The sequence below is a fragment of the Xanthomonas sontii genome (assembly GCF_040529055.1).
Taxonomy (GTDB): Bacteria; Pseudomonadota; Gammaproteobacteria; order Xanthomonadales; family Xanthomonadaceae; genus Xanthomonas_A; species Xanthomonas_A sontii.
The window spans coordinates 4351487-4364744 of record NZ_CP132342.1; the positions used below are offsets into that span (position 1 = coordinate 4351487).

Annotated in this window: 9 protein-coding genes; 7 read left to right on the plus strand and 2 right to left on the minus strand. The window is 71.1% G+C overall.

The window, feature by feature from the left end; translation table 11 throughout:
• Positions 1-61 precede the first annotated feature (61 nt).
• The 3 genes from RAB70_RS18315 to RAB70_RS18325 all read left to right on the plus strand — a co-directional run bounded on the left by RAB70_RS18315 (position 62) and on the right by RAB70_RS18325 (position 2780).
• The gene (locus RAB70_RS18315) at positions 62-1771 is read left to right on the plus strand and encodes a diguanylate cyclase (RefSeq protein ID WP_211352278.1); all 1710 of its coding nucleotides are present in this window, start codon (positions 62-64) and stop codon (positions 1769-1771) included.
• Between the two features lie 104 nt (positions 1772-1875).
• Complete coding sequence (locus RAB70_RS18320) at positions 1876-2421, plus strand: polymer-forming cytoskeletal protein (RefSeq protein WP_265530055.1); 546 nt, start codon at positions 1876-1878, stop codon at positions 2419-2421.
• The gene (locus tag RAB70_RS18325) at positions 2418-2780 is read left to right on the plus strand and encodes a hypothetical protein (RefSeq protein ID WP_265530057.1); all 363 of its coding nucleotides are present in this window, start codon (positions 2418-2420) and stop codon (positions 2778-2780) included. The genes RAB70_RS18320 and RAB70_RS18325 overlap by 4 nt, the downstream gene beginning before the upstream one ends.
• Before the next feature lie 703 nt (positions 2781-3483).
• Here RAB70_RS18325 and RAB70_RS18330 read toward each other — a convergent pair.
• Positions 3484-5139 carry an acyl-CoA dehydrogenase family protein gene (locus RAB70_RS18330; RefSeq protein ID WP_408068878.1) on the minus strand — a complete coding sequence of 552 codons (1656 nt, stop codon included), beginning with the start codon at positions 5137-5139 and terminating at the stop codon, positions 3484-3486.
• 96 nt (positions 5140-5235) lie between these two features.
• Here RAB70_RS18330 and RAB70_RS18335 point away from each other — a divergent pair, with 96 nt between their 5' ends.
• From RAB70_RS18335 to pdeM, 4 genes are read left to right on the plus strand one after another with little or no spacing between them, the layout of a single operon-like run.
• Entirely contained in the window at positions 5236-6240 is a 1005-nt protein-coding gene (locus RAB70_RS18335) for a ligase-associated DNA damage response exonuclease (protein WP_148828629.1), read from the plus strand.
• A complete protein-coding gene (locus RAB70_RS18340; protein ID WP_148828628.1) occupies positions 6237-7829 on the plus strand; it encodes an ATP-dependent DNA ligase in 1593 nt (530 codons plus the stop codon). Before RAB70_RS18335 ends, RAB70_RS18340 begins: the two co-directional genes overlap by 4 nt.
• Positions 7826-10372 carry a ligase-associated DNA damage response DEXH box helicase gene (locus tag RAB70_RS18345; protein ID WP_148828627.1) on the plus strand — a complete coding sequence of 849 codons (2547 nt, stop codon included), beginning with the start codon at positions 7826-7828 and terminating at the stop codon, positions 10370-10372. The genes RAB70_RS18340 and RAB70_RS18345 overlap by 4 nt, the downstream gene beginning before the upstream one ends.
• Positions 10362-11012: a ligase-associated DNA damage response endonuclease PdeM gene (pdeM, locus tag RAB70_RS18350; RefSeq protein ID WP_148828626.1), complete on the plus strand. Its 651-nt coding sequence runs from the start codon at positions 10362-10364 to the stop codon at positions 11010-11012. Before RAB70_RS18345 ends, pdeM begins: the two co-directional genes overlap by 11 nt.
• A gap of 969 nt (positions 11013-11981) precedes the next feature.
• Here the strand turns inward: pdeM and RAB70_RS18355 are convergent.
• Complete coding sequence (locus tag RAB70_RS18355) at positions 11982-13232, minus strand: NAD(P)/FAD-dependent oxidoreductase (protein WP_192578924.1); 1251 nt, start codon at positions 13230-13232, stop codon at positions 11982-11984.
• Positions 13233-13258 lie beyond the last annotated feature (26 nt).

Here is a 13258-nt window from a genome sequence, read left to right on the forward strand (position 1 = left end):
GGCAGGGCGTCTTTTGTGACGCCGGTCCAAGGCGTTTGCGGCGTCACAGTAGACTTTTGCGATGCCGATTCTCCAACGTGTGCGGGCCAGGACCCGTCTAGCCCTGCTGTTCTCCGCCGCGGTCTTCGTGCTGATCGGCGCCGGCGTGTTCTACGGCGCACAACGCGCCATCTCCGACGCCGCACGCGTCGCGCATACCCACGAAGTGCTGCGCAACATCGACGAGGTGCAATCCACCTTGCTGATGACCGAATCCTCGTTGCGCGGCTACGAGTTGACCGACAACCAGGCCTATCTGAGCCTCTACTACGACAGCGCCGAACGCGTGCCGCGGCAGTTGGCGCAGCTGCGCAAGCTGGTTTCCGACAATCCCGTGCAGATCGCCAACATCCAGGTGCTGCAGCAGTCGATGGACACGCGCCTGCGGCAGATGCGGGAGATGCTCGCGGTGTACCAGCGCGACGGCCTGCAGGCGCTGCGGCAGGCGATGGCGCCCAGCGTGTACCAGAGCTCCAGCGCGATCCGCGACCAAGTGCAGCAGATGACCGACGTGGAACTGCAACTGCTGCAGAGCCGCGACACCTCCAACCAGCGCAGCGCCGACATGCTGCTGGTGCTCGCCCTGGCCGGCATCCCGTTCGGCCTGGGCAGCGTCGGCGTGGTGTACGCGCTGCTGCTGCGCGAACTGCGCAACCGCAGCAACGCCGAGCAGGCCGCCTCGGTCGCCAACGAGAAGATGGAAGCCAGCATCACCGAGCTGGAGCGCACCAGTGCCGACCTCAACGCGCTCAGCCGCTATACCGGCCTGCTGCAGAGTTGCGTGGAGCCGGCCGAGGCACTGACGGTGACCGCACGCCTGCTCGCCGCGCTGATGCCCGACACCGGCGGCAGCGTCTACCTGCTGCGCGCCTCGCGCGACCGCGCCGAGGAAATCGTCAGTTGGGGCCAGCCGCCGGTCGGCAGCGAGCCGGCCGTGGCGCCGCAGGACTGCTGGGCCTTGCGCCGCGACAAGAGCCACTTCGTGCATGCGCAGGGCCACGACTCGGCCTGCGCGCATCTGCGCGAGGATCCGTACGCGGCCGGTGCCAGCACCGCCTGCATTCCGTTGTCGGCTCAGGGCACCCAGTTGGGCTTTGTGTTCCTGGCCGGGCGCGGCACCGGTCCACTGCCGCGCATCGCCATCGCCGAGGCCGCCGCCGAGCAGCTGTCGCTGGCGCTGAGCAACCTGCGTCTGCGCGAGTCGCTGCGCCTGCAGTCGATCCGCGACCCGCTCACCGGCCTGTTCAACCGGCGCTACCTGGAAGAATCGCTCAACCACGAACTGGCCCGCTGCGGACGCCGGCAGATGCCGCTGTCGCTGCTGATGCTGGACGTGGACCACTTCAAGCAGTTCAACGACCTGCACGGCCACGGCGGCGGCGACGCCCTGCTGGCCGCGGTCGGGCAGATGCTGTCGACGCGGCTGCGCGGCGAGGACATCGCCTGCCGCTACGGCGGTGAGGAGTTCACGGTGATCCTGCCGGAGACCGGGCCGGAACAGGCGCAGGCCATCGCCGAACAGATCCGCAGCGCCGCCCAGCAATTGAGCGCGACCGTGGACGGCAAGGCGCTGCCGGCGGTGACCATGTCGATCGGCGTGGCCAGCTATGCGCGCGACGGCGTGGTCGCCACCACCCTGCTGCGCAAGGCCGATGCGGCGCTGTACCGGGCCAAGCGCTGCGGCCGCAACCAGGTGCAGGCCTACGACCTGGCGCTGGACGGCATGGGCTGAACCGGCGGCGGTCGCGGTCGGGCCGTCGTTTTGAAGAAAGCGTCACAAAACCGACGCGATAGAGCGGCGATAGTCGCGCTTCCCCCGACTGGAGACGACAGCCCATGTCAATCTGGAAAGACCAGGGTCCTGCGCGCAAGGATGGCCTGCCGCCCGTTCCCGGCAACGGCGCGTTGCCGCCGGAGCCGCGCCCGGCGGGCGATGCCGCCCCAGGCGAACCGCTCGCCGCGGTCGCCGCCGCCGCCCCTGCCGCCCGCGCCCCTGCGCCGGCACCCGCCGCGAAGGAATCGCTGATCGCCGCCGACATCAGCATCGAAGGCAAGATCGAGGGCACCGGCCACATTCGCATCGCCGGCAAGTTCAAGGGCGACGTCAACGTGCAGGGCGACCTCACCATCGAGACCGGCGCCAAGCTCAGCGGCGGCGTGCGCGCCGACAAGGTGGTGATCGCCGGCGAGCTGGAAGGCAACATCGAATCCGCCTCGCGAGTGGAACTGCTCGCCTCCGGCGCACTGATCGGCGACGTCAAGGCCGGCTCGCTGACCGTGGCCGCCGGCTCGCGCATGCGCGGCCAGGCCGACTTCGGCTGGGACGACGACAAACATGCCCGCAAGGGCGGCAAGCCCGCGGAGTCCGACGCCGGCGCATGAGCAGCCCGCGTCCCGGCAGTCCGGGGGCGACCCGGACCTGCCCGCACTGCAAGGCCACCATTCTCGAAAGCGCCAGCGTCTGCCCGGCGTGCAAGCACCACCTGCGCTTCGATTCGGCGGTGCTGCAGCAGTCGGCGCCATCGGCGCTGGTGCCGCTGCGCGTGGAGGGCAGCATCCGCCACCCGGCCGACGGCAGCGCCTGGGAGTACACCGTATTGGTCAGCATCCGCAATGGCCGCGGCGAGGAAATCAAGCGCCAGTTGGTCGGCGTCGGCGCCATGCTCGACGGCGAGGAACGCAGCTTCACGCTGTCGGTGGAGGCGACGCCGATGCGTGGGGGGAAGCGCGGGAGGCATTAGCGCCTTGCGGCGCCGGGATTGGGGATTGGGGATTGGGGATTCGTAAAAGGCTGGCCCCTCTCCCGTCGGGAGAGGGGTTGGGGTGAGGGTACGGCTGCGCGTCGCCTCTAATCACCGCACTTGCTGCGTGGCGACGTTGGCCGCCGTACCCTCATCCGCCCCTTCGGGGCACCTTCTCCCGGAGGGAGAAGGAAGTGCCGGCCCGCTTTTCTACATGCCGAGGGCGCGCTGGCCTTCATACCGCAACTCATGGCATTGCAGAAGCTGAGCCCCTCTCCCGTCGGGAGAGGGGTTGGGGTGAGGGTACGGCCGCGCGTCGCCGGTGATCGCTGCACTTGCTGCCTGACTAGGCTGGCCGCCGTACCCTCATCCGCCCCTTCGGGGCACCTTCTCCCGGAGGGAGAAGGAAGTGCCGGCCCGCTTTTCCACATGTCGAGGGCGCGCTGGCCTTCATACCGCAGCTCATGGCATTGCAGAAGCTGAGCCCCTCTCCCGTCGGGAGAGGGGTTGGGGTGAGGGTACGGCCGCGCGTCGCCGGTGATCGCTGCACTTGCTGCCTGACTAGGCTGGCAGCCGTACCCTCATCCGCCCCTTCGGGGCACCTTCCCCCAAAAAGGGGGCCGTGGTCCCGGAGGGAGAAGGAAGTGCCGGCCCACTTATCTCCCACTTGGCGACGGCGCGCTGGGTCGCTATGCCGCATGGCCTACGGCAACGCACGCACCAGCAGTTCCTCGACCGGCACACCCGGCTCCAGCGTGCCGAACGCCAATCCATGCGCGCCGGCCAGTCGGCTGCGCACGAACGCGCCGGCGGCCGGACTGCCGCTGCGCAGCAGGAGCGCGGCCTGCAAGGCCAGTGCGATGCGTTCGGCCAGGCGCCGTGCGCTGTACTCGTCCACTTCGGCGTTGCCGGACAGCGACGCGCGCAGTGCGTCCAACGCCGCGTCATAGGCCGGGTCGGTGCCGCCCGCCGTCTGCAACTCCGCCAGCACCGCGGCCGCGCTGGCCGGTTCGCGCGCCAGCGCGCGCAGCACGTCCAGGCACTGGATGTTGCCGCTGCCCTCCCAGATCGAATTCAGCGGCGCCTGCCGGTACAGCCGCGGCAGGATCGACTCCTCGACGTAGCCGGCACCGCCCAGGCATTCCTGCGCCTCGTTGACGAAGGCCGGCGCGCGCTTGCACAGCCAGTACTTGCCCAGCGCGGTGGCAATGCGCGCGAATGCGGCCTCGGCGGCATCGGCGTCGGCGGCATCCACCGCGCGCGCCACCCGCAGCGCGAACGCGGTGGCGGCTTCCGATTCCAGGGCCAGATCGGCCAGCACGTTGCGCATCAGCGGCTGCTCGACCAGGCGCTTGCCGAACGCGATGCGATGTCGCGCGTGGTGCAGCGCCTGCGCCAGCGCCATGCGCATCTGCGCGGCGGCGGCGAGCATGCAGTCGAGCCGGGTCAGCATCACCATGCCGATGATCCGCGCCACCCCACGCCCTTCCTCGCCGACCCGCTGCGCCCAGGCCCCGGCGAACTCGACTTCGCTGGACGCGTTGGACCAGTCGCCCAGCTTGTCCTTCAGCCGCATCAGCCGCAGTGCGTTGAGCTGCCCATCGGGCAGGCGCCGTGGCAGCAGGAAGCAGGTCAGGCCGCCCGGCGCCTGCGCCAGCACCAGGAAGCCGTCGGACATCGGTGCGGAGAAGAACCACTTGTGCCCGACCAGGCTGTACGCGCCGTCGCCGTCCAGCGGCGTGGCGACGGTGGCGTTGCGGCGCACGTCCGAGCCGCCCTGCTTCTCGGTCATGCCCATGCCCAGGGTGATGCCGGCCTTGTCGGCGATCGGCACATCGCGCGGGTCGTAGTGCGGCGCGGCGGCCTTGTCGGCCCATTCGCGCAAGGCCGGGTCCTGGCGCAACACCGCGACCGCGGCATGGGTCATGGTCAGCGGGCAACTGGTGCCGGCCTCGGCCTGGTGGTGCAGGTAGCTCAGCGCCGCGCGCGCCACATGCACGCCCGGCTGCGGGCTGTGCCAGGACAGCCCGGCCACGCCATGGCGCTTGGCCGCGTCCAGCAACTGGTGATAGGCCGGGTGAAACTCGACCGTGTCGATGCGATGGCCGTAGCGGTCGTGCGTGCGCAGCCGCGGACGGTCGCGGTTGGCGTCGAAGCCGAGCCGATATAGCGCATCGCCGGCCAGCACGCCGTACTGCGCCAGCGTCGCCGCGAAGCCGTCCGCGCCCTCGCGTGCGCAGGCCTCACGCAGCGCCACGTCGTCGGCCCAAAGATCGCGCGGTTCGAACGGCGGCGGCTGATTGTCGACCGTATGCGTGGCGAACGCCGGCAGGTCCGTGTGCATGCATCTCCCTCCCAGAAGCGCTGCACGCATTGTGGCCGATCCGTCGCGTCGCCGCGAACGCGCGGGGCGGATTCTCATCTCCTGCACACCGGCTTGGACACAGTGGCGCCCATGCCGAATGCCGCTTCCCAGGACCTGGTGGTGCTGCGCCCGGAAGGGCTGTACTGCCCCGCCGGCGACTTCCATATCGATCCCTGGCGGCCGGTGCCGCGCGCGGTCATCACCCACGGCCACGGCGACCACGCGCGCTCGGGGATGGGCGAATACCACTGCGCCGCCGCCGGCCTGCCGATCCTGTGCTGGCGGCTGGGCGAGCAGGCCTATCGCGCCTACGATTACGGCACCCGCTTCACGCTCGGCCGTGCGCAGGTGTCGCTGCATCCGGCCGGGCACGTGCTCGGCTCGGCGCAGGTACGCATCGAAGTGGATGGCGAGGTCTGGGTCGCCTCGGGCGACTACAAGCGCCAGCCGGATCCGACCTGCGCGCCGTTCGAGGTGGTGCGCTGCGACACCTTCATCACCGAGGCCACCTTCGCCCTGCCGGTGTACCGGTGGCCGGACACCAGCGCGGTGGCGCGCGAGATCGTCGCCTGGCGCCACGAGTGCGGCGCGCGCGGCGAAGCCGCGGTGCTGTTCTGTTACGCGCTGGGCAAGGCGCAGCGCGTGCTCGCCGAATTGCAGCCGTGGGACGACCAGCCGGCGCTGCTGCACGGCGCGGTGGCGGCCGGCGTGGCAGTGTATCGCGAGGCAGGCGTGGCGATGCTGGACACGCGCACCGTGTCCGAACTGGACAAGCGCGCCGACTACGCCGGGCAGTTGGTGCTGGCGCCGCCGTCGGCCGCCGGCAGCCCGTGGCTGCGCCGCTTCCGCCATGCGCAACTCGGCTTCGCCTCGGGCTGGATGCGGCTGCGCGGCAACCGCCGCCGGCGCAACTACGACCGCGGCTTCGTGGTCTCCGACCATGCCGACTGGCCCGACCTGCTGCGCACCATCGACGAGACCGGCGCGCGGCGCGTAATTGCGACCCACGGCAACACCGACGCGATCATCCGCGCGCTCAACGAACGCGGTGTCGCCGCCGAGGCGTTCCGTACCGACTACGGTGGCGAGGAATGAAGCGCTTCGCCGCGCTGTACCGGCAACTGGACCAGAGCACCGCGACCCTGGACAAGCGCGCGGCGCTGGTGGCGTACTTCGAGCAGGCGCCGCCGGCCGATGCAGCCTGGGCGATCTGGCTGCTCAGCGGCGGCAAGCTGCGGCGCATCGCCAATACGCGCGAACTGCGCGAGTGGATCGCGGAGGAAAGCGGCCTGCCCGGCTGGCTGGTGGACGACAGCTACGACCACGTCGGCGATCTGGCCGAAACCCTCACCCTGCTGTTGGACGATCCGGCCGAAACCCCGGACCCGGCCCCCCTGCGCGACTGGATCGAGGAGCACCTGCTGCCGGTGGCCGCACAGGACGACGCCGCGCGCCGCGCCGCGGTGGTGGCGGGCTGGCGCAGCCTGGCCTTCGACGAGCGCCTGCTGTTCAACAAGCTGCTGACCGGCGCGCTGCGCGTGGGCGTCTCGCAGCGGCTGGTGCAGCAGGCGCTGGCGGCGATGTCGGGAATCGACATCGCGCGCATCGCCCAGCGCATGCTCGGCGCCTGGTCGCCGACGCCGCAGGCGCTGGAGCAGTTGCTGTCCGACGAGGTGCTGCCCAGCGACCGCCAGCAGCCCTACCCGTTCTTCCTGGCCTCGCCGCTGGAAGCCGAGGCCGCCACGCTCGGTGCCCTCGACGATTGGCTGCTGGAATGGAAATGGGACGGCATCCGCCTGCAACTGATCCGCCGCGACGGCGAGGTGGCGTTGTGGTCGCGTGGCGAGGAACGCCTGGACGGGCGCTTCCCGGAGATCGAGGCGGCGGCGGCGACGTTACCGCGCGATGCGGTGATCGATGGCGAGCTGCTGGTCTGGCGCGAAGGCGAGCCCGCGCCGCTGCCGTTCACCGCGCTGCAGACCCGCATCCAGCGGCGCAAGCCCGGTGCAAAGACCCTGGCCGACACGCCGGCGCGGGTGCTCGCCTACGACCTGCTGGAACTGGACGGCCAGGACCTGCGCGAGCAGCCGCTGCAGCAGCGCCGCGCGCAACTGCAGGCGTTGCTGGAGGCGCACGCCGATCCGCGCCTCACGCTGTCGCCGCAGGTGCACGCTACGACATGGGAGCAGGCGGCAACGCTGCGCGAGGATGCGCGCACGCGCGGCGTGGAAGGCTTGATGCTCAAGCGTGCGACATCGCCCTACCAGTCCGGCCGGCGCCGTGGCGACTGGTGGAAATGGAAGGTGGCGCCGCTGACCATCGACGCGGTGCTGCTGTACGCGCAGGCCGGCCACGGCCGGCGCAGCACGCTGTACACCGACTACACCTTCGGCCTGTGGGATGGCGAGCAACTGGTGCCGGTGGCCAAGGCCTACTCCGGCCTGGACGACAGCGAGATCCTGGCGCTGGACCGCTGGATCCGCGCGCATACCACCGAGCGCTTCGGCCCGGTGCGCGCGGTGACGCCGTATCACGTGTTCGAGCTCGGCTTCGAGGCGGTGAATCGCAGCAGCCGGCACAAGTCCGGCATCGCCGTGCGCTTCCCGCGCATCCTGCGCTGGCGCCACGACAAGCCGTTCGCCGAGGCCGACCGCTTGACCACGCTGCAGGCGCTGGCGCGATGAGCGGATCGGCGGCGCGGCGGCGCCCGGCCGATGCGCCGCTGTACGCCTGGTTCGCGCAGCAGGGCTGGCAACCGCTGCCGTTCCAGCGCGCGCTGTGGCGGCAGTACCTGGACGGCGGCTCCGGGCTGCTGCACACGCCCACCGGCAGCGGCAAGACCCTGGCTGCGTTCGGCGGCCCGTTGTTGGAGGGTCTGCGTGCGCAGGCCGCGGCGCAGGCGGCCGCCGCCGAACAGACGCCCGCCCGTGGCAACGGCGCCAGCGCGACCGCCAAGACCGTCGCGCCGCCGCACACGCGCCGGCAGGCGCAACGCGACCTCAAGGTGCTATGGATCACCCCGTTGCGCGCGCTCGCCGCCGACACCGTGCGCGCGCTGCGCGAACCGGCGCAGGCGTTGGGCCTGGACTGGCAGGTCGGCCTGCGCACCGGCGACGCCAGCGCGCGCGACAAGCGCCTGGCGCGCAGCGGCAAGCTCGACGTACTGGTGACCACGCCCGAATCGCTGGCGCTGCTGCTGTCCTATCCCGACACCGCGCCGCAACTGGCGACGCTGCGCTGCGTGATCGTCGACGAGTGGCACGAACTGCTCGGCAACAAGCGCGGTGTGCTGCTGCAGCTGTGCCTGGCGCGGCTGCGCGGGTGGGCGCCGGCACTGCGCACCTGGGGCCTGTCGGCCACGCTCGGCAACCTCGACGAGGCGCGCGACGTGCTGCTGCCGCACCTGCCGCAGGCGCCGATCGTGGCCGGGGTCAAGCCGCGCACGCTGATCCTGGAGACGTTGGCACCCGCGGTGGGCGAGCGCTTCCCCTGGGCCGGGCACCTGGGCCTGGCGCAATTGCCGCGGGTGCTGGAAAAACTCTTCGCGGTGCGCACCAGCCTGCTGTTCACCAACACCCGCGCGCAGGCCGAGCTGTGGCATCAGGCGCTGACCTCGGTGTGGCCGGAAGAAGCGCACACGCTGGCCCTGCACCACGGCTCGCTGGACCCAGCGCTGCGCAGCGCCGCCGAGCAAGGCCTGCGCGACGGCAGCCTGCGCTGCGTGGTGGCGACCTCCAGCCTGGACCTGGGCGTGGACTTCCCCGCGGTCGACCAGGTGCTGCAGATCGGCAGCCCCAAGGGCGTGGCGCGGCTGCTGCAGCGTGCCGGCCGCGCCAAACACCGCCCCGGCGAGGCCGGCCACGTGTTGTGCGTGCCCTCGCACGCGCTGGAACTGGTCGAATACGCCGCGGCGCGCCGCGCCATCGTCCATGGCCGCATCGAATCGCGGCCCTCGCCGCGGCTGTCGCTGGACGTGCTGGCGCAGCACTGCATCACCTGCGCGCTGGGCGGCGGCTTCGCTGCCGACGCGCTGTACGCCGAAGTGCGCGGCACCGCCGCCTTCGCCATGCTGGATGCGCCGACCTGGCAGGCGGTGCTGGAGTTCGTCGTGCAGGGCGGACGCGCGCTGGCGCAGTATCCGGACTACCGCAAGGTGGTGCTGGACGCGGACGGCCGGTACCGCGTGCACGACCGCCGCATCGCCCTGCGCCATCGCCTGTCGATCGGCACCATCACCAGCGATGGCAGCGTCGCGGTGCGCTTCCTGCGCGGCGGCCGGCTCGGCGCGGTGGAGGAGCAGTTCGTCGGCCGTCTGCGCCGCGGCGATCGCTTCCAGTTCGCCGGGCGCCTGCTGGAACTGGTGCGGCTGGAGGACATGACCGCCTACGTGCGCCTGGCCAAGGGCGGCGACGGCAGCGTGCCGAAGTGGATGGGCGGGCGCATGCCGCTGTCTTCGGAACTGGGCCGCGAGGTGGAAGCGGTGTTCGCCGATCCGCGCGGCGAGGCCGAACTGCGCGCGCTGGCGCCGCTGCTCGGCCTGCAGCGCGCGCTGTCGGATCTGCCGGCGCCGCAGCGGCTGCTGGCCGAGCGCGTGCGCGCCCGCGACGGCCAGCACCTGTTCGTGTATCCGTTCGCCGGCCGTCAGGTGCACGAAGGCTTGGCCGCGTTGCTGGCGCTGCGCTGGGGCCGGCGGCAGCGCAATACCTTCAGCTTCGCCGCCAACGACTATGGCTTCGTGCTGTCGCCGGCGGAGGACGCGCCGATCGAGGCGGTACTGCTGCGCGAACTGCTGAGTCCGGCGCAGTTGTTCGAGGATCTGCGCGAGAGCCTCAACCTGGGCGAACTGGCGCGGCGCCAGTTCCGCGAGATCGCCCGCGTCGCCGGCCTGTTGCCGCCGAGCCTGCCCGGCCGCCTGCCGCGCAGCCTGCGCCAGCTGCAGGCCTCCAGCGGCCTGCTGTACGACGTGCTGAGCCGCTTCGATCCCGAGCACTTGCTGCTGGCGCAGGCCGAGCGCGAGGTGCTGCAGGGCGAGATGGAACTGACCCGGCTCGCCGCCACCCTGGACGATTGCGCCGCGCGCGAGCTGGCGCTGCACAGTCCGCGCAGCCTCACGCCACTGGCGTTCCCGCTGTGGGCCGAGAGCATCCGCGGCCAGCTCAGCACCGAGGACTGGAAAGCGCGGGTGATGCGCGCGGCGGCGCAACTGGAGCAGCGCCATGCGCGCTGAACTGGACTGGCGGCTGGCCGGCGAACCAATGCGCCTGCTCGGCGACCGCGCACTGTACTGGCCGGCGCGGCGACGGCTGCTGATCGCCGACCTGCATCTGGGCAAGGCCGACGTCTTCCGCCGCGCCGGCATCGGCCTGCCGCGCGGCGGCACCGCGCTCGACCTGGCGCGGCTGTCGGCCCTGCTGGAGGCGCAGGACGCGGCGGAACTGTGGATCCTCGGCGACGTGCTGCACGGCGCCGCACCCGATGCCGACTGGCAACGCCAGTGGCATGCCTGGCGCGTGCAGCATCCGCAACTGCGCGTGGCGGCAATCGCCGGCAACCATGACCGCGCCCTCGCCGGCGCCGGGCTGGACATCGCGCCGCTTGGCACGCAGGTGGAAGACGGCCCGTTCGTGCTGCGCCACGATCCGGTGACGGATGCGCAGCGCCACGTGCTGTGCGGGCACCTGCACCCGCTGGCCAAACTGCCTGGCTTGCGCCCGCGCTGGCCGGCGTTCTGGCTGCGCGACGGCATGACCGTGCTGCCGGCGTTCTCGCACTTCACCGCCGGCGTCGCCCCGGTGCTGGCGCCGGGCGAGCGCTTGGTCGCCTGCGTCGAGGGTGCGGCCTTCGCCCTTCCAGTGGCAACGGCGTAGATCGGGCGGGGTGGCGACTGGTCGTGACTGCAACCGAAGTGGCCAGTGCGATGCCGTGCTGTGGGAGGGACTTCAGTCCCGATGCGTCCGACTCAAAGGCGTCGGGGCTGAAGCCCCTCCCACAGTGCAGTCGCAATGCATTGCGCGAGTGCTTGGCACCGTGTCGGAGGAAGCGTCGGTGCAACGCCGGGCAGCCCATGACCGCGATCAAAGCAACAAGTGCACTGCCTTAGTGTGGGAGGGACTGCAGTCCCGACGCGACCAACTGAAGGGTGTCGGGGCTGAAGCCCCTCCCACAGTGCAGTCGCAATGCATTGCGCGAGTGCTTGGCACCGTGCCGGAGGAAGCGTCGGCGTAACGCGGGGCAGCCCATGACCGCGATCAAGGCAACAAGTGCACTACCCTAATGTGGGAGGGACTTCAGTCCCGACGCGACCAACTGAAGGGTGTCGGGGCTGAAGCCCCTCCCACAGTGCAGTCGCAATGCATTGCGCGAGTGCTTGGCACCGTGCCGGAGGAAGCGTCGGCGTAACGCGGGGCAGCCCATGACCGCGATCAAGGCAACAAGTGCACTGCCCTAATGTGGGAGGGACTTCAGTCCCGACGCGACCAACTGAAGGGCGTCGGGGCTGAAGCCCCTCCCACAGTGCAGTCGCAATGCATTGCGCGAGTGCTTGGCGCCGTGCCGGAGGAAGCATCGGTGGAACGCCGGGCAGCCCATGACCGCGATCAAAGCAACAAGTGCACTGCCCTAATGTGGCAGGGACTTCAGTCCCGACGCGACCAACTGAAGGGTGTCGGGGCTGAAGCCCCTCTCACACAAGATTGGCGAATCGCGGCACGACAATGTTGCAAGTGCAAACACAGAACATCGCCGTCGGACCGCGCTCGCCGCGTTGCGCTCTGCACGCGCCGTCGCCACGACGAATCACCCAAGCCCGCGTCCACCTGCGTCCGCGATCTCGCCGCCTACGGCAGCGCCACGCGTCGCGCCACCGCGTCCTGCAACGCTTCGAGAAACTCCGGCGCCAGCGGCAGCTTGCCGAACCAGCCGTGCTGAGTGCCGCTGAGCACGCGCAGCATGTGTCCGCGGCCCCCCGGCATGCGCCCGGCCGGCAGCATGCCCACATCGCGCAGCCGCGCCACCACGTCGCGCTCGGACTGGAACAGCGGGGTCAGCCAGCGGCTCCAGAACTGATACACCGCCACGTGCGCCTGGCGCTGCGCCTGGTAGCGCACCAGCGCCGCGTCGATGTCCGGCGCGGTGCGCAGGCTCTCGCTCAATGCCCAGGCATCCATCAGCGCCATGTTGACGCCCTGCCCCAGTTGCGGGCTCATCGCATGCGCCGCGTCGCCGGCCAGCACCAGGCGGCCGCGGTACCAGTGCCGCTGCACCGCATCGCGGTAGCTGGCCCGCGCCAGTTGCGCCGGTGCGTCGATCTGCGCCAGGCGTTCTCGCGCCTGCGGCCACAACTGCGCGATCTCCTCCAGCCACGGCTGCACACCGCGCGCCTGCCAGGCATCGAACTCGGCGGTCGGCAGGCTCCAGAAGAAACTCACCCGGGGCTCGGCATCGCCTGGGCGGGTGCCCACCGGCAGCAGGCCGATCATCTTGCGCGCGGCCACGTAGCGCTGGCGCAGTTCGTCGGGGAAGGCCCAGTCGCCGCGCGGCAGCAGGCACCACAGCGCGCCCCACGGATACATCCGGTCCAGCCGCGTCGCCTGCACCTGCGCGCGCAGCGCCGAGGCCGAACCGTCGCAGGCGATCACCAGGTCGAACGGCCCGTGCCAGCGGCCGTGCTGGTCCTGCACCCGGCGCAGCGTGTCGTCGATGGCGACGATGCGCGTATCGCGCTGCAGCGTGGCGTAGCCGTCCCAGGCCTGCGCCAGCAGGGCGAACAGGGCGCCTCGCTGCATGCCCAGCCCGAACAGGCGCGCCTCCAGGTCGCGGTAGCGCATGTCCATCACCGCGCGCCCGCACGGGGTCTCGCCGTACAGGCGGTGCACCGGCGCGCCGTAGGCCAGGGCCTGATCGAGCAGGCCGATCCGCCACAGCACCTGCAGGCCGGTCGGCTGCAGCAGGAAACCGGCACCGACCGGTCCGGGCTCGGCGGCGCGCTCGAACACCTGCACGCGGTGCCCGTCGCGCGCCAGCAGCAGCGCCAGTGCCTGGCCTGCGGTGCCATACCCCACGATCCCGATCTGCAATCCTTGCGTCATTGCCTGCACCGCCTGCCGACGCCGAC